Raw genomic sequence first — 21,989 nt, 5'->3', positions numbered from 1 at the left:
CTTATTCTGACGACGCGGTAAGCAAGGCGCGAAACCGGGGCCAGTCAAAAGCCGGGCCGGGATCGGTTTTTCTCGCCGGGGCAATATCGCTGTGTCCCGTAATATTCCCGGCTATCGCGGGATAGAGCCCGATCAGCGTTTGGGTTACAGCCACCAACTGTTGATACTGTGAATCGGTGTAGGGGGTGGTGTCAGTGCCTTCCAGCTCAATCCCGATGGAAAAATCATTGCAGCGGTCGCGTCCCTGGTACATCGACACGCCGGCATGCCAGGCACGCTTATCAAAAGGGACGTACTGAACCACTTCGCCGTCGCGACGGATCAGACAGTGAGCCGACACGCGCAGATGCGCAATCTCAGCAAAGAAAGGATGGGCATCAGGATCCAGGGTCCCCGTGAATAATGCGTCGATCCACGGGCCGCCAAACTCACCCGGCGGGAGACTGATATTATGAACAACCAGCAGTGTGGGCTTTTCATCCTCCGGGCGGCGGTCGTGGTGCGGCGAGGGCACATGCCGCGCATCCACCAGCCATCCGTTTTCTAACAACATGCTGGAACTCCTTATGTATGGTGCTGTTACTCGGTTCAGAGTAGCATGTTTCAATATTATGATTCGTTACCAATTTGGAGTTTTATCATGCCGCCTCGCCGTTACAACCCCGACAACCGACGTGAAGCGCTTCTGGAACGTATTAGTATGGATATTCCGGCAAGCGTTGCCCATGCCCTGAAAGAAGATCTGGGCGGTGACGTCAGCGCCGACAGGGATATTACCGCACAATTATTGCCAAAAGAGACTCGCTCACATGCGGTCACTATTACGCGCGAAGAGGGTATTTTTTGCGGTAAGCGTTGGGTTGAAGAGGTCTTTACCCAACTGGCAGGCGATGAGGTGCAGATCACCTGGCATGTCGACGACGGTGATGCGATTACGGCAAATCAGCCGCTGTTCGAACTTGATGGACCTTCCCGCGTACTGCTGACCGGCGAACGAACCGCGCTGAACTTCGTGCAGACGTTGTCCGGTGTGGCAAGCGAAGTGCGTCGCTACGTTGACCTGCTGGCGGGTACCCGCACGCAGTTGCTGGATACCCGCAAAACGCTACCGGGTCTGCGCACTGCGTTGAAATACGCGGTGCTCTGTGGCGGCGGTGCAAACCATCGTTTGGGGTTGTCTGACGCGTTCCTGATTAAAGAGAACCATATCATTGCCTCAGGATCCGTGCGTCAGGCGGTCGAAAAAGCCTTCTGGCTGCATCCGGATGTGCCCGTCGAAGTGGAAGTCGAAAACCTGGAGGAGCTGGAGCAGGCTATCAAGGCCGGCGCCGATATCATCATGCTTGATAACTTCGAAACCGGGCAGATGCGCGAGGCGGTAAAACTGACCAACGGCAAAGCCCAGCTTGAAGTATCCGGCAACGTGACGTTTGATACGATCCGTGAATTCGCCGAGACCGGCGTTGATTTCATCTCCGTTGGGGCGCTGACCAAGCACGTTCGCGCCCTCGACCTCTCGATGCGTTTCAAATAATGACTCTCCCCTCTCGTTGCGGAGAGGGGAAATTCACTCCCGCTCGCAAAAGCATTGCCCTACCCTGCAACACGCCACGAATTCCCTGAAAGCCCCTTCACGTTCCTTTTTTTGCCCCTCGTTTCTGCGCTGTCTCACTGCCAGAGTAGCCCTACTTAACGTAAGGAGCAGACATGGACAGACAACAAGGATTCACACTCATTGAGCTGATGGTGGTGATCGGCATTATTGCCATTCTGAGCGCCATCGGCGTTCCCGCATACCAGAACTACCTGCGAAAAGCAGCGTTGACCGATATGCTGCAAACCTTCATTCCCTACCGTACCGCCATTGAGCTTTGCGCCCTGGATCACGGCGGCGTGGAGAGCTGTGACGGAGGCAGTAATGGCATCCCGTCCCCCACCACTACCCGCTACGTTTCAGGCATGAACGTGGCGAAAGGCGTCGTGACCTTAACCGGCCAGGAGAGCCTTAACGGGCTGGAGGTGGTCATGACGCCACAATGGAGTGATGGCAACGGCATGACGGGGTGGACGCGTGACTGCAACATCGGTACCGACAGCGCGCTCAAGCAGGCCTGTGAAGACGTTTTCCGCTTCGACACCCACTGAGGAGCGGATGATGAATACCGATCAGCTTGTCGCACTTTGTCTGCGTCATCATGCCCTTCTGCTGAGCAGCGATAGCGACATGATTAGCATTGCCGTCGTGGGAAACCCCGGCCCTGAACTGATGGAAGCCCTGCGTTTCGCTACCCAGAAACGGATTGATATCGAGTGCTGGAGCGCCGAGCGCATGGAAAAGCACCGGCAGTTAACCACACAAACGCATCTGCCCGTCGTTACGCCGACACACTCAGCGGTGGATATTCTTAACCACACGCTGCAGCAGGCGATAAACCAACGCGCTTCTGATATTCATATTGAACCGATGGAGCAGACTTGCCAGATTCGCCTGCGCATCGACGGCGTGCTTTGCCCGCAGCCCCCACTTTCAGCCGCGCTGGCCACCATGCTCAGCGCCCGGTTAAAAGTGCTGGGTAACCTCGATATTGCGGAGCGCCGCTTACCGCAGGACGGTCAGTTTACGATTGAGCTGGCAAACGAGCCGGTCTCATTTCGCATCGCCACGCTTCCCTGCAGCGGCGGTGAAAAAATTGTACTGCGCCTGCTGCATCAGGTTCAGCAATCTCTTGAGCCAGAAACGTTGGGGATGAATACTAAACAGCTGGCCGGCTTTAGCGAAGTGCTCCACCAGCCGCAGGGGCTGATTCTGGTTACCGGCCCCACCGGCAGCGGTAAAACCGTAACGCTGTACAGCGCGCTGCAGGCTCGAAACACGCCGGATGTGAACATCTGCAGCGTGGAAGACCCGATAGAGATCCCGCTTGCAGGATTAAACCAGACGCAGATAAACCCGCGTGCGGGCCTTACCTTCCAGACGGTGCTGAGAGCGCTGCTACGTCAGGATCCTGACATCATTATGGTCGGCGAAATTCGTGATGGCGAAACGGCAGAGATTGCCATTAATGCCGCACAAACCGGGCATCTGGTGTTGTCGACGCTACACACCAACTCGACGGCGGAAACCCTGATCCGCCTGCAGCAGATGGGGGTGGCGCGATGGATGATCTCTTCCGCCCTCTCGCTGGTCATCGCCCAGCGACTGGTGCGCCGTTTATGCCCCCATTGCCGCCAGGAAACCGACAAGCGGGCAGAACTGCCTCGCTCCATTTGGCCCCGGCCGCTGCCGCGCTGGCAACCCACCGGCTGTGAGCGCTGTTATCACGGTTTTTATGGTCGCGTCGCCATTTTTGAAGTGCTCGTCATTGACCAGACACTCCGGCAGGCCATTGCCAGCGGAGCGGGGTCAGAGGTGATTGAGGCCAGCGCCCGTCAGGCAGGAATGACATCCCTTTTCGAACATGGCTGTATGGCTGTTGAACAGGGACTGACCACGCTCGAAGAGTTGCTGCGTATCCTGGGAATGCCCGATGGCTGCTAATCACCTCTGGCGCTGGCGTGCGCTATCCGTTGAAGGAGAACCCCGAAGCGGGGCTCTGTGGGCAACTGACCGCAATGCGGCTTTCGACAGGCTGATGCGCAAAGCGCTACATCCTCTGACAATCACCCGCTGCACGCAGAGGTATCGCTGGCGACCACATCACCGCTACGAGGTATTTCACCAGCTCGCCACGCTTTTGCAGGCGGGCCTGACATTGTCTGACAGCCTGCAGATGCTGGCGGACCAGCATCCGATAACACCCTGGCAGGCACTCCTGCAAAGCCTTGCCGATGAGCTGAGTGAAGGATGCTCTTTTTCTGAGGCGCTGAAGCGCTGGCCCGCGGTATTTAGCCCACTATATGTGTCGATGGTGAAGACCGGCGAGCTAACCGGGAAGCTGGAGACGTGCTGCCGTGAACTTGCCCAGCAACAAAAATCACAACAGCAACTCAGTGCGAAAGTGAAAAAGGCACTGCGTTACCCGATGGTAATCCTGGCTCTGGCGGTACTCGTGGTGCTGGCCATGGTCACTCTGGTCTTGCCCGAGTTCGCCGCCATCTACAAAACGTTTAATACCCCGCTCCCGATGCTGACACAGATAGTCATGGGAATGGCAACGTTTATACAGTCCTATGCCTTCGCGCTGTTCGCGGGGCTACTCCTTCCTGTGATCATCGCCTGGGGTTTGCGGCAGGATCCACGCTGGCAACACGTACTGCTGCATATCCCCGTCATGGGCGCGCTGGCTAAAGGACAAAAGCTGGGGCAAATTTTTACCGTGCTGTCGCTCACGCAGCAGGCGGGCATCGCTTTTTTAAAGGGTCTGGAGAGTGCAGAAGAGACGGTTGAGAGCAGGTACTGGCAGGGGATACTCCGCGCCATCCGGGAAGACATTGAAAAGGGTTATCCCCTTTGGGCATCCTTTCAAAAGGCGGCGGTTTTTACTCCGCTGTGTATTCAGCTATTGCGAACCGGTGAAACGTCAGGTGCGCTCGACATCATGCTGGTAAACCTGGCGCGTCACCACACGGAGCAAACCTTTCAGTCAGCAGATAACCTGGCTGCCGTACTGGAGCCTGTGCTGCTGATTGTGACGGGTGTGATTATCGGCACGCTGGTGGTGGCAATGTATCTGCCTATCTTCCACCTCGGGGATGCGATGAGTGCGGGATAACGCTGGCACACGGATGTGCGCCAGCTTACGCGATTACAGGCTGTTGAAAACGCGGTTTTCCTGTTCCTGAACGCGAATAAAGGTCGTGCGTTTCGTCAACTCTTTCAGGCGGGATGCCCCCACATAGGTGCAGGCCGAACGCAGGCCACCAAGAATGTCACGTGCGGTATTCTCAACCGGGCCGCGCAGCGGCAGCTTCACGGTTTTGCCTTCTGCCGCACGGTATTTTGCAACGCCACCCACGTGACGGGTCATCGCCGATTCAGAGCTCATACCGTAGAACAGCATAAATTTCTCACCGTTCTCTTCCACCACGGTACCGCCACTCTCTTCGTGACCTGCCAGCATACCGCCAAGCATCACGAAGTCTGCGCCGCCGCCGAAAGCTTTCGCGACATCACCCGGGGTAGTACAACCACCGTCACTGATGATTTGGCCGCCCAGGCCGTGCGCAGCATCGGCACATTCAATAACCGCAGAAAGCTGCGGATAACCGACACCGGTTTTCACACGCGTGGTGCACACAGAACCCGGGCCAATGCCCACTTTGACGATATCTGCGCCAGAGAGGATCAGCTCCTCACACATCTCGCCGGTCACTACGTTACCCGCAATGATGGTTTTGTTCGGCCAGGCTTCACGCGCCTTGCTCACGAACTGCACGAAGTGTTCGGAATAACCATTCGCTACATCAATACAGACGAAGTTCAGCGCGGGGTTACTCTTGAGGATTTGTTTGGTCTTTTCGAAATCGGCATCTGAGGTTCCGGTAGAGACCATCACATGCTTCACGACCTCAGCAGAAGCGGATGCCACAAAGGCGTTCCACTCTTCAGGGCTGTAGTGTTTGTGAACTGCCGTGAGGATGTCGAACTGTGCCAGCGCGGTTGCCATCTCGAAGGTTCCCACGGTATCCATATTGGCAGCGATGATCGGCACGCCAGACCAGGTCTGACCGGAATGTTTAAAGGTGAATTGACGTTCGAGTTCAACGTCTGAGCGACTTTTCAGTGTAGAGCGTTTAGGGCGGATAAGAACGTCTTTGAAACCTAACTTCAGATCTTCTTCGATACGCATGTGCGGATTCCTGGGGTTAGAGGCAAATATGTTAAAAGCACAACTCCAGTGACGTTATCATACGCACTAATACCTGCTCCGCAAGACTGCGAAATTCTCTTTTTTTACGCTACAATCCTATAAATTTACCTGGTAAAAAGCCGGTAAAGAGAGCTAAACATTGGCTGGCACACGTTTGAATTTCAACCAACTGATTTTAATAATGAATAATTCCCAGGATTTGATTTAATGGGGTATACCGTCGCATTAACCGGCGGCATCGGTAGTGGCAAAAGTACCGTTGCGGACGCTTTCGCTCGCCTGGGTATCGCGATTATCGATGCCGATATCATTGCCCGTCAGGTGGTAGAACCGAATACACCCGCGTTAAAGGCTATTGAAGAACATTTTGGTCCGGCCATCATCAATGCAGACGGGACGCTAAATCGCCGGCAGCTTCGCGAATGCATTTTTTCCGATTCTGCGGAAAAGGTCTGGCTTAATGCCCTGCTCCACCCCATTATCCACCAGGAAACCCAGCGTCAGATTGCCGCCGCCCGCTCACCGTATGTGCTGTGGGTAGTTCCGTTGCTGGTAGAAAATCAGCTGCAGAATAAAGCCGATCGGGTTCTGGTCATTGATGTCCTTCCCGAAACGCAAATCCAGCGAACCATGACGCGCGATCGCGTCTCGCGCGAACATGCCGAACAAATTCTTGCCGCTCAGGCCACGCGCGATCAGCGCCTGGCCGTTGCGGATGATGTTATTGATAATAACGGCGCACCAGATGCCATTGCATCGGATGTTGCCCGTCTGCACGCGCAGTATTTGACCTTCGCCGCGCAGGCCGTTGCACAGGAAAAACCATAATGTCGACTCACATCCTTTTTGAGCATCCGCTTAACGAAAAAATGCGTACCTGGCTGCGTATCGAATTTCTTATTCAACAACTCTCGCAACATCTGCCTGTCAACGATCACGCCACTGCGTTGCACTTCTTCCGCAATGTGGGCGACCTGCTGGATGTGATTGAGCGTGGAGATGTTCGCACCGAATTACTGAAAGAACTTGAGCGTCAGCAGCGTAAACTGCAGGCATGGGCGGAAGTCCCGGGTGTTGATCAAAGCCGTATCGATTCCCTGCGTCAGCAGTTAAAAAGCAGTAGCAGCACGTTAATGGCTGCCCCTCGCGTTGGCCAGTTTTTGCGTGAAGATCGCTTGATTGCCCTGGTACGCCAGCGCCTGAGTATTCCCGGTGGATGCTGCAGCTTTGACCTGCCGACGCTTCATATGTGGCTGCACATGCCGCAAACGCAGCGTGATGCGCAGGTGAATATCTGGCTGGAAAGCCTGGAGCCGATGCACCGGACGTTATCGCTGATCCTCGATCTTATCCGTAACTCTGCGCCGTTCCGCAAGCAGACCAGCCTGAACGGTTTTTACCAGGATAACGGGGACGATGCCGATCTACTGCGACTGAACCTTTCGCTCGACGTGCAGCTTTACCCGCAAATTTCCGGGCATAAGAGCCGTTTTGCGATTCGCTTTATGCCGCTGGACAGTGAAAATGGCACCGTGCCGGAACGCCTCGATTTTGAACTGGCCTGTTGTTAAGGAGTGCCAATGTCTGACGTAACCATCGTAAATTGCCCAACCTGTGGCAAAAGTGTTGTCTGGGGCGAAGTGAGCCCATACCGCCCATTCTGCTGTAAACGCTGTCAGTTAATTGACCTGGGCGAATGGGCGGCGGAAGAGAAACGCATTCCGAGTGAAGGCACTCTTTCGGACAGCGATGACTGGAGTGAAGAACAGCAGTAAATTAAACGCCCTGCACTAACCGGGTAATCACAGGCTCATTTGCCGGCGGGAATTTGTCGGCATCGCTTGCCTGCAGTTCAACCCAGTTACCCGGTTGCCCCTCTTTGCCCCAGGGATCCCCCTCCCAGTTTTCCACCAGCCAGAACCAAAGTGTAATGTGACGATCGGGAAACTGGTATTCGAGCTTGTCAAACAGCGTTGCGCCAAGCGGGGTGATCCCCACTTCTTCCTGAAGCTCACGGATCAGCGCCTGTTCCGGCGTTTCGCCTGACTCGATTTTCCCGCCCGGAAACTCCCATTTGTTCGCCATATGGGCGTCGGCGGCGCGCTGGGTGATAAAGAACTGGTTTTGCGGGTTGCGAATAATCCCGACGGCAATTTGCAGTATTTTCATATTGTCACTTCCATAAAAAAGGCGCAGATTTCTGCGCCTTTTTGTTTTGTTATGAATTTAGCTCAGACGACCGTGGCACGCCTTGTATTTTTTACCGGAACCACACGGGCACGGATCGTTGCGGCCAACTTTACGATCGCCAGTCTGGGCCGCGATCGCTGCCGCAGCTTCGCTCTCGTCAGTCTGGTGGCTCAGCTGTTGCATCTGTGCCAGACGCTCAGCTTCTTCACGGCGCTGTTGCTCCATTGCTTCCACTTCTTCCGGCATGCGTACCTGAACTTTGCTCAGGGTGCTGATCACTTCATACTTTAGTGACTCCAGCATGGACGCAAACATGGCGAAGGATTCACGCTTGTACTCCTGCTTCGGATCTTTCTGCGCGTAACCACGCAGGTGAATACCCTGACGCAGGTAGTCCATCGCCGCCAGGTGCTCTTTCCACAGGGAGTCCAGCGTTTGCAGCATCACGCCTTTTTCGAAGTGACGCATCATCTCAGCGCCAACGACTTCTTCCTTACGCTTGTATACGTCCAGCGCGGTTTCGAAAATACGTTCACGCAGGGTCTCTTCGTGCAGCTCAGGCTCTTTGTCCAGCCACTCTTTGATTGGCAGTTCGAGGTCGAAGTCGTTTTTCAGGCGTTCCTGCAGACCTTCGATATCCCACATTTCTTCCAGAGACTGCGGTGGAATATGCGCGTCGATAGTCGCTTTGAATACGTCTTCGCGAATGCTGTTGATGGTGTCGCTCACGTCGGACACGTCCAGCAGCTCGTTACGCTGGGTATAGATGGCACGACGCTGGTCGTTGGCCACATCATCATATTCCAGCAGCTGCTTACGAATATCGAAGTTGCGGCTTTCCACTTTACGCTGGGCGTTAGCAATCGCTTTGGTGACCCACGGGTGTTCAATGGCTTCGCCAGGTTTCATACCCAGTTTACGCATCATGCCGGAAACACGGTCGGAGGCGAAAATACGCATCAGCGCATCTTCCATAGACAGGTAGAAGCGGGAAGAACCGGCATCACCCTGACGACCCGCACGGCCGCGCAGCTGGTTATCGATACGACGAGATTCGTGACGTTCGGTACCAATGATATGCAAACCACCGGATGCCAGCACCGCGTCATGGCGTACCTGCCAGTCCGCTTTAATCTGAGCAATCTGCTCCGGCGTTGGGTTTTCCAGCTCGGCAATCTCTGCCTGCCAGCTACCACCCAGCATAATGTCGGTACCACGACCCGCCATGTTGGTGGCGATTGTTACCGCTGCCGGGTAACCCGCCTGCGCAACGATATCGGCCTCTTTGGCGTGGAATTTGGCGTTCAGAACGTTGTGTTTGATGCCCGCTTTCGTCAACTCATTGGAAACCACTTCGGATTTCTCGATGGAGATTGTCCCCACCAGCACCGGCTGGCCATTAGCGGTACGATCGCGAATATCTTCAATGATTGCCTGAATTTTTTCCGCTTCGGTCATGTACACCAGGTCCGGCATATCCTTACGGATCATTGGACGGTTGGTTGGAACGACCACGGTATCCAGTTTGTAGATGGAGCTGAATTCAAATGCTTCGGTATCTGCAGTACCGGTCATCCCCGCCAGCTTCTCGTACAAACGGAAGTAGTTCTGGAAGGTAATAGAGGCCAGCGTCTGGTTTTCATTTTGAATATCAACGCCTTCTTTGGCCTCAACGGCCTGGTGCAGACCGTCAGACCAGCGACGTCCCTGCATGGTACGGCCGGTGTGCTCATCAACGATGATAACTTCACCGTCTTTCACGATGTAGTCGACATCGCGGGTGAACAGCGCATGGGCACGCAGCGCGGCAGTGACGTGGTGCATCAGCATAATGTTCGTCGGCGAGTACAGAGACTCGCCCTCTTCCATGATGCCTTCAGCCACCAGCAGCTCTTCAATTTTCACCAGACCGCGTTCGGTCAGGTTCACCTGGCGCGCTTTTTCATCGACAGAGAAGTGGCCTTCACCCTGGAAGGTGTCGGAATCTTCTTTCTCCTGACGCAGCAGGTGCGGAATGATTTTATCGACTTTACGGTACATCTCGGAGCTGTCTTCGGCCGGGCCGGAGATGATCAGCGGGGTACGCGCTTCATCGATCAGGATGGAGTCCACCTCATCCACCAGCGCATAGTGCAATTTACGCTGCACGCGCTCTTCAGGGCTAAACGCCATGTTGTCACGCAGGTAGTCGAAGCCGTATTCGTTGTTGGTACCGTAGGTGATATCCGCGTTATAGGCTTCACGTTTGGCGGGTGCCGGCAGACCGGACATGTTGATGCCAACGGTCATGCCCAGGAATTCGAACAGGGGACGGTTGTTTTCGGCATCACGCTGTGCCAGATAGTCGTTGACGGTAACGACGTGAACGCCTTTACCGGTCAGTGCGTTCAGGTAGGCGGGCAGCGTTGCGGTCAGGGTTTTACCTTCACCGGTACGCATTTCCGCGATGCAGCGCTCGTTAAGCACCATACCACCCAGCAGTTGAACGTCGAAGTGACGCATGCCAAACACACGTTTACTGGCCTCACGCACAACGGCGAAGGCTTCCGGGATCAGGCTTTCCAGCGTTTCGCCTTTTTCAAGACGCGCGCGGAATTCAACGGTTTTCGCTTTCAGCTCGTCATCAGAGAGCTTCTCCATCGCCGGCTCCATGCCATTGATGACGGTAACAGCTTTGCGCATACGGCGCAGGGTACGATCGTTACGACTACCAAAAACTTTTGTTAACAATTTGATTAGCATAATAAATTCTCAAACGCCCCAGGTTGGGCAGATAAATTAAGGTATTGAAAAAAGGTTAATTTAGCTGAGGCGTTGAGGCCCGGCGCGGATGCCGTGAGCCTGGCTAATCCATGTCGAAACGGAGGAGGTCGCAGGAGGAACGTGCGCGATTTGCGTGGTCTGACGCACCATGACGGGTGGTTGACTGTCCTGCGTAAGCAGCGCGTTAAGCGTGTCCAGCAGAGCAAGATGCTGCGCCTGTACCGGCAGCGTCTCTTCAGCAACAGGCAGTGCCTGCGGAGCCATCGCAAATGACAGATGGCGAATAACGGTACGGATCGCATGCTGGTGCCAGTAATCCACCGAGAAATTCGGGCGGCGATTGGCTTCAAGCCACGCCAGGTTAGTAAAATTAACCCGCGTGTTGAGATCGTGTTTGGTTGTGGAGGTCTTCGTCGGCGTCGCCGCTTCCGCACTGTTGCTGAGCGCAGGCAAGCCGAAACTCGCCGCGACCATCCCTAATAAGAGATGCGGCCAGAAGTAACGTCTGCCAAATTGTCGCCAGCGCGTCAGTATTCCGCTCAATTGCTCCACCACATTAAGCCAGCCTTCAAAAGGCTGAATTCAATTATTCTTTTAAGCGCCCAGATATTACCACTAAAGCCAATACACAGCAGCAGGAATGACGTATTGCTGCGGGGAAAAACGGTCAAGAATGCAGCTAACGCACAGATTTTCTGCACCGGGCAAACGAGAAGTGACGCTGGGGCAAATAAATGAAGAGGGGTAAAAATAAAAACGACTGGTCTCCCTGGTCGGAGAGAGTACCAGGTTAACCAGTCGATTTTTTACGAAACGGCTTTAACCGTTACGCCAGTACCGTGTTTGGTGCTTTGAAGGCCAGCGGCAGCTCAGCTTCGTCTTCAAAGGTCACATATTCCCAGGCTTCCTGTTTTGCCAGGACTGCCTGCAACAGTTTGTTGTTCAGTGCATGACCGGATTTAAACGCGGTAAATGCACCAATGATGTTGTGACCACACATAAACAGGTCGCCGATAGCATCCAGCATTTTGTGACGAACGAATTCATCTTCAAAACGCAGACCGTCTTCGTTCAGTACGCGATAATCGTCAACAACGATGGCACAATCGAAGCTGCCGCCCAGGCACAGACCACGGGACTGCAGATATTCGATATCACGCATGAAGCCAAACGTACGGGCACGGCTGATCTGGCGCATAAACGCATCAGCAGAGAAGTTCATCGCATAGCGTTGGGTGCTGGCATCAATCGCCGGATGGTTAAAATCGATGGTAAAGTCCAACGAGAAACCATTGTACGGTTTGAATTCAGCCCATTTGTCGCCATCTTCGACGCGAACGGTCTCTTTGATACGAACAAATTTTTTCGCGCAGTTCAGTTCTTCGATGCCGGCATCCAGCAACAGATAGACGAACGGAGCAGCACTACCATCCATGATCGGGATTTCTGGCGCATCGACTTCAACCATAATGTTGTCGATACCCAGACCCGCCAGGGCGGCGTTCAGGTGCTCTACGGTAGAAATCCGCACGTCATGCTCGTTCACCAGACAAGTACAGAGCATAGTATCACGCACAGATTTGGCATCGGCCGGAAAGTCTACCGGTGGATTCAAGTCGGTGCGACGATAGATGACCCCGGTATTGGCCGGCGCAGGGCGTAACGTCAGTGTGACTTTCTTGCCGGTATGTAAACCGACACCAGTCGCCTGAACGATACGTTTAAGTGTCCTTTGTTTGATCATCGTATAATCTCGCCAAATTAACTATCCAACCGAAAGTGTATATCACTGACGGTGGGCCAGTTTAGCACAAAGAGCGAAAATCCCCAAATTCCAGCCAATTCTTAGTCAGCTTGCTTGCGCAGGAACGCCGGGATATCCAGATAATCTGGCTCTTTCGCCGTTTGCGGAGTGGGGTCGTTAACCACTTTCGCGGCCGGTTTCTGCTCCTGAGTCAGAGGAGACATACCGTGCTGCTGGTAACGATCCATAACCGGCTGCTGAGTCTGTTTGTTGGTCACCAGGGTGATCTCAGGACGCTTGTCCATACCGATACCGGTAGCAACAACAGTAACACGCAGCTCGTCGTTCATTTCCGGGTCAAGGGAAGTACCGATTACCACGGTAGCGTTGTCAGAGGCGAACGCACGGATAGTGTTACCCACGGTTTCAAACTCATCCAGACGCAGGTCGAAGCCAGCGGTAATGTTGACCAGCACGCCGCGCGCACCAGACAGGTCGATATCTTCCAGCAGTGGAGAAGAGATAGCCATTTCAGCCGCTTCTTCTGCACGGTCTTCACCGCTTGCCACGCCAGAGCCCATCATCGCGTAGCCCATTTCGGACATCACGGTACGAACGTCTGCAAAGTCAACGTTCATCAGACCCGGACGGGTAATCAGTTCAGCGATACCCTGCACCGCGCCTTTCAGCACGTCGTTGGCTGCGCCAAAAGCGTCCAGAAGAGAGATACCGCGACCCAGAACTTTCAACAGTTTGTCGTTCGGGATGGTAATCAACGAGTCCACGTGCTTGGACAGTTCAGTGATACCCTGCTCCGCGAAAGCCATACGCTTCTTGCCTTCAAAGTTGAAAGGCTTGGTCACAACAGCAACGGTCAGGATACCTAAATCTTTCGCTACTTCAGCCACAACAGGTGCTGCGCCGGTACCCGTACCGCCACCCATACCCGCTGCGATAAAGACCATGTCCGCACCTTCCAGTGCAGCGCGCAGGGCCTCACGATCTTCTTCAGCCGCATTACGACCGACTTCCGGGTTAGCCCCAGCGCCCAGCCCTTTGGTGATGCCACCGCCGATCTGGATAGTCTGGCCTACAGCCGTCTTACGCAGTGCCTGTGCATCGGTGTTAACTGCAAAGAACTCAACACCTTCAATGCGTTCACGCACCATATGCTCTACGGCGTTACCGCCGCCGCCACCGACGCCGATGACTTTAATCACCGCGTCGTTGGTCAGTTCCATAGGTTCAAACATAATTTCTCTCTCCGTTGTGCCTGTCGCCCGAGACCGCTAATTCTCTCCGGTCTCTTAAAAAAATTAAAACTCTTTTCGCAACCAGTTGTTCAGTCGTTTGACCCACGACCCAACTGAGACGCGTTTTTCCACTTCTGCTTCACCACTGAGATGAGATTCTTTCCCGTAGTGGAGCAGGCCCACGGCCGTTGAATAGTACGGCTCCTGAGCATAATCCGTTAAACCGGTGATATTCAGCGGAGCACCGATACGCACTTGCGTATGGAACACGCGCTGAGCGCAGGCCGCAAGACCTTCAATTTGCGCTGCCCCGCCGGTTAATACAATCCCCGCTGCAAGATGATGTTTCACGCCCTGCTGGCGAAGCTGTTCCTGTAACTGCAAAATCTCTTCGTTGACCAGGTTAAGCAGCTCGGTATAACGCGGCTCAATGACCTCTGCCAACGTCTGGCGCTGCAGGCTGCGCGGTGGACGTCCGCCCACGCTCGGCACTTCAACGCTCTCATCTTTGCCAACGATAGACCCCAGCGCACAGCCGTGGCGTACTTTAATCGCTTCTGCATCACTCGGGGGCGTACCAAAAGCGTAAGCAATATCGCTGGTCACAACGTTCCCGGCATACGGGATCACTTTGGTGTGGCGCAGCGCACCGCCGGTATACACGGCCATGTCCATTGTACCACCACCAATATCGACCACACAGACACCCAGTTCACGTTCATCTTCGGTCAGCACGGAATAGCTCGCTGCAAGGCCGGCGAAAATGAGTTGGTCAACTTTCAGGCCACAACGTTCAACGGCTTTTACAATGTTCTTCGCCATATCGTTGTGACATGTGATCAAGTGCACTTTTGCCTGCATACGTACGCCGGAGAGACCGACCGGGTTTTTGATCCCTTCCTGGTAGTCAATCGCATACTCCTGCGGGATCACGTGCAGCACGCGATGCTCATCGCGAACGCGCACGGATTTCGCCGTATGCACAACGTTTTCAACGTCTTCCTGCGTCACTTCTTCTTCGGAAATCGGCACCATGCCGATTTCGTTCTGGCAGCTAATGTGCTTACCCGAAAGCGCCAGATAAACAGAGGAAATCTGGCAATCTGCCATCAATTCAGCCTGATCGATGGCGCGCTGTACGCACTTCACCACCGACTCAAGATCGTTAACCCCACCTTTATCCATACCACGGGACGGGCAACTGCCCACGCCAATGATATTGACCATACCGTCGGGCAGAACTTCCCCTACTAAAGCGGCAACCTTCGCGGTGCCAATCTCCAGTCCAACTACCAGTTTTCTGTCCGTCGCCTTGATCATTGTTGTTCTGCCTGTACCTGTGCCTGATTCTGTTGCTGATTAGGTTCCTCGACCGGAGCCGGTTCCCAACCGACTGCTGCGCCTGAGTCATAGCGCAAATCAACGTAGCTTATCCGTTTGCCGTCAGTCTGTGCCTGCTGCTGTAAAACCGGGTAAAGTTCTACAAATCGCGCCAGACGTTTCATTGTGTCCCCGCGACCCAGGTTGAGCTTAATGCCATTCGTTAACGTCAGTTGCCAGGAGCGGCGCGCCGTCATTGCAGCATCTTTTAGCGTAAACCTGTCCTTCGCCAGCACCTGCCCCATTTCACGAAAACCTTGTAACACTTCGTTTTCGCTACCTTCCGGGCCATACAACATCGGTAAATTTTGCTTGTTGACACGATCGGCCGGGACGCTGAAGGAATTTCCGTCTACGTCAACCATGTGCTGATCATTCCAACGCGCAATGGGCACATATTCAACCAGATGAATCTTCAATTCATCAGGCCATTGCTTTCTGACACTCGCCTGTTTTATCCATGGCAGACGTTCAATCTGACTCTGGATAATATTGACGTCCTGCGTCATAAAGGTGCCAGGCGATCCCAGCGCCAGAATGGTCTGGCGAATGTCATCGTTACGGGTGTAATGACGCTCACCGGTGACCACCAGCTTCGAAAGCGGCAACCGTTGCGCATCTTCCATCCAGCCCAGAACCATCCAGCCGCTGATAAACACGGTGCACAGCACCCCGAGCAGGAAAATAATACCTGCAAGACGCGTTCCATTACTCCGGCGTGAAGAAGAGTATTCTTCTTCGTCATCGCGGTTGCGCGTGTTCAATGCAGCCTGAGACATATCAGCCCGCCTGGTCCAGAATACGTACGACTAATTGCGAGAAGCTCATCCCCGCCTGACGCGCTGCCATCGGCACAAGGCTGTGGCTGGTCATTCCCGGAGAAGTATTTGCTTCCAGCAGATAAAATTGTCCATCACTGTCGAGCATCACGTCGATGCGGCCCCATCCACGGCAACCCAGAACATGCCAGGCTTTAACCACCAGGGACTGTAAATCGGTTTCACGCTCAGCTTCAAGACCACTTGGGCAGAAATATTGCGTCTCATCAGAGAGATACTTCGCCTCATAATCATAGAAGGTTCCGGCCGGTTGGATACGAATTGACGGTAAAATTTCTTCGCCAAGCATCGCGACGGTAAATTCCGGCCCGCTGAGCCATTTTTCAATCAGAACTTCTTCATCATGTTGAAATGCCAGGGCTAAAGCGGAAGATAAATCCTCAGCTTTCTCAACTTTGGACATGCCAACGCTCGACCCTTCGCGGCTGGGCTTTACAATAACCGGTAAGCCCAGCTCAGCAATGCGTGCATTAACGCTATCGGAGAGGCCCATTTCAAATTCGCGACGCGTCAGGGCAACCCAGGGGGCAACGGGTAAACCCGCGCCCTGCCACAGCAGTTTACTGCGCAGTTTATCCATAGAAATGGCGGAGGCCATCACACCGCTGCCGGTGTACGGCATGCCGGTGAGTTCCAGCAGCCCCTGAAGGGTGCCGTCTTCGCCACCACGGCCATGTAACGCGATAAAGACTTTATCGAAGCCCATCGCCTTTAACTGGGTTACGTCAGTCTCTTTCGGATCGACCAGGTGCGCATCCACACCCCCTTCACGCAGGCCCGCCAGTACAGCGGCACCTGAATTCAGGGAAACCTCGCGCTCGGCGGATGTGCCGCCAGACAGGACAGCAATCTTATCAGCCATGATGCTCATCCTCCTGAGTTTGCGGCTTCAGTTTGATTTCAGCTAAGGTACGGGCGATTTTGCCGATATTTCCCGCGCCCTGAATCAGAATTAGATCGTTGCCGGTCAGCACCGGGGCCAGAATTTCAGCCACCTGGGCAGGATCGGAAACCAAAATAGGGTCTACTTTACCGCGTCCGCGGATGGTACGACATAAAGAACGGCTGTCTGCACCAGGAATAGGAGTTTCGCCCGCTGCATAAACATCCAGCATCAGGAGCGTATCCACCTGTGACAGGACGCTGGCGAAATCGTCATACAGGTCACGGGTACGCGTGAAACGGTGCGGCTGGAAGATCATGACCAGTTTTTTTTCTGGCCAGCCTGCACGCGCGGCTTTGATCGTTGCGTCCACTTCCGTCGGGTGGTGACCGTAGTCATCAACCAGCATGGCAGTACCGGGTTTACCGTTCACCGCCTCCAGCGGGTATTCACCGAGGAAGTCGAAGCGACGCCCGGTTCCCTGGAAGCTTTCCAGTGCACGAAGAATGGCTTCGTCATCAATGCCTTCTTCTGTCGCCACGGCCACTGCCGCTGCGGCATTCAGGGCGTTGTGACGCCCTGGTGCATTCAGGGTGACATGCAGCAGTTCTTTGTCCTGACGCGCCAGGGTGAAATGCCCCTGCGCACCCAGCTGTTTGTAATCTTCCACGCGGACATCAGCGTCTTCGCTGAAGCCGTAAGTCGTGATTTGACGTCCGACGCGCGGCAACAGCTCGCGAATCACAGGATCGTCTACACACATTACCGCGCGTCCATAGAACGGCAGGTTGTGCAGGAAATTAATAAAGGTCTGCTTTAAGTTCTCGAAGTCACCCTGGTAAGTATCCATATGGTCGGCTTCGATATTGGTGACGATGGCGACCATCGGCTGCAGATGCAGGAACGACGCATCGCTCTCATCCGCTTCGGCAATTAAATAACGGCTGTGTCCGAGACGCGCATGCACGCCTGCCGCTTTTACCAGACCACCATTGACGAACGTCGGATCGAGGCCCGCTTCTGCATAAATGCTGGAGACCATCGCCGTGGTGGTGGTTTTGCCGTGGGTTCCGGCAATCGCAATGCCATGACGAAAACGCATCAACTCCGCCAGCATTTCCGCACGGCGGATCACCGGAATACGCGCTTCGTGCGCGGCCACGATTTCCGGGTTATCAGAGGAGATGGCGCTCGACACGACCACCACACTCGCATCGCGCACGTTTTCCGGGCGATGATTGAAATAGATAGTCGCCCCAAGCGACGCCAGCTGCTGCGTAACAGGGTTTGGCGCCAGGTCAGACCCGCTGATCTGATAGCCTTCGTTAGCTAACACTTCGGCAATACCGCCCATGCCAGCACCACCGATGCCAACAAAGTGAATGTGCCGGACGCGACGCATCTCGGGCACGATAGAACGCAGTTTTGCCAGTTGTTGTGTATTCATTCTCTAAACGCCATCGACTACTTAAAAAATTCGTGCAGCGCAACACGCGCTGCGAGGGTTAAGCCTGGGCTGCCAGGCTCACTTCTTTTGCCACCCGTTCCGTTGCATCAGGAATAGCGGTCGCGCGTGCGCGTTGCGCCATCTCCAGTAATGCCTCTCTGTTCCAGCCCGCCAGGGTGGTGGCGACCGCATCGGCGGTAAATTGTGGCTGTTCAAATATTTTCGCGGCGCCGGCTTTCTCAAGCGGCAGCGCATTCCAGTACTGCTGTCTGTCTTTGTGCTGGAACGGCACAAACAGAGCCGGCAACCCGGCGGCGGCAATTTCGCTCACCGTCAATGCGCCAGAGCGGCAGACCACGACATCGGCCCAGGCATACGCTGCGGCCATGTCGTCGATAAATTCCGTCACTTTATGCTGCGGCTGGCCTTCATCGGCGTAAGCCTGCTCAACCATCTGTTGAGCACCTTTTCCGCTTTGGTGCCAGATTGTCACCGCATCACCCAGCTTTGCTGCAACCTGCGGCATCGTCTGGTTTAAAATGCGTGCGCCCTGAGAACCGCCAACGACCAGCACACGGACCGGCCCTTCACGACCAGGCAGGCGCGCATCCGGTAATGGCAGCGCCAGCACGTCTACGCGCACCGGGTTACCCACCACGTCCGCCTTCGGGAAGGCTCCCGGGAAAGCCTGCATCACTTTGGTGGCAATTTTCGCCAGCCATTTATTGGTCAGACCGGCAATGCCGTTCTGCTCATGCAGCACCACGGGGATGCCCAATGACCAGGCCGCCAGCCCACCCGGGCCAGAAACATAGCCGCCCATCCCCAGCACCACATCAGGCTTAAAACGCTTCATGATGGCGCGCGCCTGACGCCAGGCGTTGAAAATACGCACCGGTGCCAGAAGCTGGGCCTTAATGCCTTTTCCGCGTAAGCCGGAAATGCGAATAAAGTCGATCTCGATACCGTGCTTCGGTACCAGGTCGGCTTCCATGCGGTCCGCGGTTCCCAGCCAGCGTACCTGCCAGCCCTGATCCATTAAATGGTGCGCAACTGCGAGCCCCGGGAACACATGTCCACCGGTACCGCCTGCCATCACCATTAACCGCTTCGGTTGATTCATCGTGAACCTCGTGTAAACGCCTGGGCTTTTTCCAGACGCGTTTCATAATCTATGCGTAACAACATCATGATGGCCGTCGACATAATCAGCAGACTGGAACCACCATAACTGATCAACGGCAACGTCAGGCCTTTGGTCGGCAGCATACCCGCTGCGGCCCCGACGTTAACCAATGCCTGGAAACTAAACCAGATACCTATTGAGCAGGCTAAGAAACCTGAAAAGCGGTGATCGATCTCCAGCGCTTTCCGCCCAATCGACATGGCGCGGAAAGCGACGAAGAATACCATTAATAGCGCTAATACCACACCGATATAACCCAGTTCTTCCCCAATAATGGAGAAGATGAAGTCAGTGTGCGCTTCGGGTAAATACTCCAGTTTCTGTACCGAGTTGCCCAGCCCCTGACCCCAGACTTCACCGCGACCAAAAGCCATCAGCGACTGCGTCAGCTGATAACCGCTGCCAAACGGGTCTTCCCACGGGTTCCAGAATGAGGTCACACGGCGGATACGGTAAGGCTCGGCGAGGATCAGCAGCACAACCGCTGAGATACCCATTCCGATGATGGCGATGAACTGCCACAGCTTCGCCCCGGCCAGGAACAGCATTGCCAGCGTGGTGACAAACAGCACGACCACGGTACCAAGGTCAGGCTGCGCCAGCAGTAAGACCGCCAGCACCAGAATAACGCCCATGGGTTTTAAGAAGCCGCGCAGGTTATTACGCACTTCATCCACTTTACGTACCAGGTAGTTAGCCAGGTAGCAGAACAGGGAGAGCTTGGTAAATTCCGCGGGCTGAATACGCAGTGGGCCAAAGGCAATCCAGCGCGATGCCCCGTTTACGGAGCTCCCGACCACCAGTACGATCAGCAGCATAATGATGGAGGCGATCAGCATCGCGGTACTGTGCCGCTGCCAGAACTCCATCGGCAGACGTAATGTCACCAGCGCCAGACAGAACGCCAGGATGATGTACAGGCCATCACGTTTCGCAAACAGGAACGGATCGTTCGCCAGTCGCTGCCCGACAGGCATTGACGCCGAGGTCACCATGATAAAACCAACCGCCGCCAGTCCCAGCGTGAGCCAGAAGAGCGTACGGTCGTACATGACCAGGCTGTCGTTATCTTTTTGACGAGAGCCCATCACCCAGCCTTTGAGTGCCGCAAACACCCACGCCAGAACGCCAAATCCTGGCAGGCGCGGCATTTTCAGGCGAGGGAGAGATAAACGCATCAGCCTAACTCCTTCGCCAGACGGGTAAAGAGATCGCCACGCTGTTCGAAATTCTTGAATTGATCGAGACTGGCGCAGGCCGGAGAGAGCAGCACCATATCACCCGGCTTCACGCGAGGGGCAATCAGCCGCATCGCCTGCTCCATGGTCTCGGTTTGCTCGGCAATGTCAGGACGCAGCTCAGCCAGCTCACTGCCGTCGCGACCAAAGCAGTACAAGCGGATATTATTCCCGGCGAGATACGGTTTCAGCGTGGAGAAATCCGCCGATTTACCGTCGCCACCCAGCAGTAAATGCAGGGTACCTTCAACGTGCAGGCCGTTCAGGGCGGCCTCGGTACTGCCGACGTTGGTGGCTTTTGAGTCATTAATCCAGCGCACACCGTTGTGCTCCAGCGCCAGCTGGAAACGGTGCGCCAGGCCGGTAAAGGTGGTCAATGCTTGCAGGCTGGACGAACGCGGCAGCCCTACGGCATCCGCCAGCGCCAGCGCCGCCAGAGCATTGGTGTAGTTATGCTGGCCGGTAAGCTTCATCTCTTTCACGTTCAGCACTTTCTCACCCTTCACGCGCAGCCAGGTTTCGCCCAGTTGACGGTTAAGATGATAGTCACCCATGGTGATGCCAAAGCTAATGCAGCGATCGTCCGCCCCGCGCACCGGCATGGTCAGGGCATCATCCGCGTTGACGACGCAGACCTTCGCATTTTCATAAATGCGCAGTTTGGCGGCGCGGTACTGCTGCAGACCAAACGGATAGCGATCCATATGATCTTCAGTAACGTTAAGGATCGTCGCCGCGGCCGCACGAAGGCTGGAGGTCGTTTCCAGCTGGAAGCTGGAAAGCTCGAGGACGTACAATTCACAGCCTTTATCCAGCAGCATTAGCGCTGGCAGGCCAATATTGCCTCCCACACCCACGTTCATGCCCGCCGCTTTCGCCATCTCACCCACAAGGGTGGTGACGGTGCTTTTACCGTTAGAGCCGGTAATCGCGATAACGGGTGCCTGCGCTTCACGGCAGAACAACTCAATATCACCGACAATCTCAACGCCCGCATCGGCCGCGGCGCTGAGTGAAGGATGCGCCAGCGCCATACCGGGGCTGGCGACAATCAGATCGGCTGCCAGCAGCCAGTCATCATTCAGACCACCAAGGTGGCGTTCAACCTGTTCCGGCAGTTTATCCAGACCCGGCGGAGAAACACGCGTATCCATTACGCGAGGCGTCACGCCGCGCGCGAGGAAAAAGTCCACGCAGGAGAGGCCTGTCAGGCCCAACCCGATGATAACGACTTTTTTGCCCTGGTAATCTGCCAT

21 protein-coding genes are annotated in these 21,989 nt (G+C 55.0%); 7 read left to right on the top strand and 14 right to left on the bottom strand.

The window, feature by feature from the left end:
* Position 1 precedes the first annotated feature (1 nt).
* Positions 2–553: a 1,6-anhydro-N-acetylmuramyl-L-alanine amidase AmpD gene (gene ampD / locus F8561_RS23675; RefSeq protein ID WP_040018635.1), complete on the bottom strand. Its 552-nt coding sequence runs from the start codon at positions 551–553 to the stop codon at positions 2–4.
* Positions 554–640: 87 nt separating this feature from the next.
* Between ampD and nadC the strand changes: the two genes are divergently transcribed.
* From nadC to hofC, 4 genes are all read left to right on the top strand, one after another.
* Positions 641–1,534: a carboxylating nicotinate-nucleotide diphosphorylase gene (gene nadC, locus F8561_RS23670; protein WP_151888036.1), complete on the top strand. Its 894-nt coding sequence runs from the start codon at positions 641–643 to the stop codon at positions 1,532–1,534.
* A 173-nt stretch (positions 1,535–1,707) separates the two neighbouring features.
* On the top strand, positions 1,708–2,145 hold the full coding sequence (gene ppdD / locus F8561_RS23665; RefSeq protein WP_014168644.1) for a prepilin peptidase-dependent pilin: 438 nt from the start codon (positions 1,708–1,710) through the stop codon (positions 2,143–2,145).
* Positions 2,146–2,155: 10 nt separating this feature from the next.
* Positions 2,156–3,538 (top strand): type II secretion system protein GspE, encoded by a 1,383-nt coding sequence (gene gspE / locus F8561_RS23660; protein WP_151888058.1) that lies wholly within the window; start codon positions 2,156–2,158, stop codon positions 3,536–3,538.
* Entirely contained in the window at positions 3,528–4,712 is a 1,185-nt protein-coding gene (hofC, locus tag F8561_RS23655; protein ID WP_151888035.1) for a protein transport protein HofC, read from the top strand. The genes gspE and hofC overlap by 11 nt, the downstream gene beginning before the upstream one ends.
* A gap of 33 nt (positions 4,713–4,745) precedes the next feature.
* Here hofC and F8561_RS23650 read toward each other — a convergent pair whose 3' ends face one another.
* On the bottom strand, positions 4,746–5,789 hold the full coding sequence (locus tag F8561_RS23650) for a GMP reductase (RefSeq protein ID WP_014168641.1): 1,044 nt from the start codon (positions 5,787–5,789) through the stop codon (positions 4,746–4,748).
* A 228-nt stretch (positions 5,790–6,017) separates the two neighbouring features.
* On the opposite strand from F8561_RS23650, the gene coaE reads away from it, so the two are divergent.
* From coaE to yacG, 3 genes are read left to right on the top strand one after another with little or no spacing between them, the layout of a single operon-like run.
* Entirely contained in the window at positions 6,018–6,638 is a 621-nt protein-coding gene (gene coaE, locus F8561_RS23645; protein WP_044858277.1) for a dephospho-CoA kinase, read from the top strand.
* A complete protein-coding gene (gene zapD / locus F8561_RS23640; protein WP_014168639.1) occupies positions 6,638–7,381 on the top strand; it encodes a cell division protein ZapD in 744 nt (247 codons plus the stop codon). The genes coaE and zapD overlap by 1 nt, the downstream gene beginning before the upstream one ends.
* A 9-nt stretch (positions 7,382–7,390) precedes the next feature.
* On the top strand, positions 7,391–7,585 hold the full coding sequence (gene yacG / locus F8561_RS23635) for a DNA gyrase inhibitor YacG (RefSeq protein ID WP_020882580.1): 195 nt from the start codon (positions 7,391–7,393) through the stop codon (positions 7,583–7,585).
* 1 nt (position 7,586) lies between these two features.
* Here yacG and mutT read toward each other — a convergent pair whose 3' ends face one another.
* From mutT to murD, 12 genes are all read right to left on the bottom strand, one after another.
* Complete coding sequence (gene mutT / locus F8561_RS23630) at positions 7,587–7,979, bottom strand: 8-oxo-dGTP diphosphatase MutT (protein ID WP_014168637.1); 393 nt, start codon at positions 7,977–7,979, stop codon at positions 7,587–7,589.
* Positions 7,980–8,036: 57 nt separating this feature from the next.
* Positions 8,037–10,742, bottom strand: coding sequence for a preprotein translocase subunit SecA (gene secA / locus F8561_RS23625; protein WP_014168636.1), 2,706 nt, complete (start codon positions 10,740–10,742; stop codon positions 8,037–8,039).
* A 60-nt stretch (positions 10,743–10,802) separates the two neighbouring features.
* On the bottom strand, positions 10,803–11,306 hold the full coding sequence (secM, locus tag F8561_RS23620; RefSeq protein WP_192938276.1) for a secA translation cis-regulator SecM: 504 nt from the start codon (positions 11,304–11,306) through the stop codon (positions 10,803–10,805).
* Positions 11,307–11,589: 283 nt separating this feature from the next.
* On the bottom strand, positions 11,590–12,507 hold the full coding sequence (gene lpxC, locus F8561_RS23615; RefSeq protein WP_014168633.1) for a UDP-3-O-acyl-N-acetylglucosamine deacetylase: 918 nt from the start codon (positions 12,505–12,507) through the stop codon (positions 11,590–11,592).
* Positions 12,508–12,608: 101 nt separating this feature from the next.
* Positions 12,609–13,760 (bottom strand): cell division protein FtsZ, encoded by a 1,152-nt coding sequence (ftsZ, locus tag F8561_RS23610; protein ID WP_008501978.1) that lies wholly within the window; start codon positions 13,758–13,760, stop codon positions 12,609–12,611.
* A gap of 63 nt (positions 13,761–13,823) precedes the next feature.
* A complete protein-coding gene (gene ftsA, locus F8561_RS23605) occupies positions 13,824–15,080 on the bottom strand; it encodes a cell division protein FtsA (protein WP_006173845.1) in 1,257 nt (418 codons plus the stop codon).
* Positions 15,077–15,919 carry a cell division protein FtsQ gene (gene ftsQ, locus F8561_RS23600; RefSeq protein WP_014168632.1) on the bottom strand — a complete coding sequence of 281 codons (843 nt, stop codon included), beginning with the start codon at positions 15,917–15,919 and terminating at the stop codon, positions 15,077–15,079. Before ftsQ ends, ftsA begins: the two co-directional genes overlap by 4 nt.
* Position 15,920: 1 nt before the next feature.
* On the bottom strand, positions 15,921–16,841 hold the full coding sequence (locus tag F8561_RS23595; RefSeq protein ID WP_020882578.1) for a D-alanine--D-alanine ligase: 921 nt from the start codon (positions 16,839–16,841) through the stop codon (positions 15,921–15,923).
* Complete coding sequence (gene murC, locus F8561_RS23590) at positions 16,834–18,309, bottom strand: UDP-N-acetylmuramate--L-alanine ligase (RefSeq protein ID WP_151888034.1); 1,476 nt, start codon at positions 18,307–18,309, stop codon at positions 16,834–16,836. Before murC ends, F8561_RS23595 begins: the two co-directional genes overlap by 8 nt.
* A 58-nt stretch (positions 18,310–18,367) precedes the next feature.
* Positions 18,368–19,432, bottom strand: a complete 1,065-nt coding sequence (gene murG, locus F8561_RS23585) for an undecaprenyldiphospho-muramoylpentapeptide beta-N-acetylglucosaminyltransferase (RefSeq protein WP_020882577.1) — start codon at positions 19,430–19,432, stop codon at positions 18,368–18,370.
* Positions 19,429–20,673: a cell division protein FtsW gene (gene ftsW, locus F8561_RS23580; RefSeq protein WP_014168628.1), complete on the bottom strand. Its 1,245-nt coding sequence runs from the start codon at positions 20,671–20,673 to the stop codon at positions 19,429–19,431. Before ftsW ends, murG begins: the two co-directional genes overlap by 4 nt.
* Positions 20,673–21,989, bottom strand: a complete 1,317-nt coding sequence (gene murD, locus F8561_RS23575; RefSeq protein ID WP_025205419.1) for a UDP-N-acetylmuramoyl-L-alanine--D-glutamate ligase — start codon at positions 21,987–21,989, stop codon at positions 20,673–20,675. Before murD ends, ftsW begins: the two co-directional genes overlap by 1 nt.

It is taken from the genome of Enterobacter sp. 198 (assembly GCF_009025585.1).
Taxonomy (GTDB): Bacteria; Pseudomonadota; Gammaproteobacteria; order Enterobacterales; family Enterobacteriaceae; genus Enterobacter; species Enterobacter ludwigii.
Note: the sequence above shows the minus strand (reverse complement) of the source record. Positions and strands in the feature narration are given on the sequence as shown.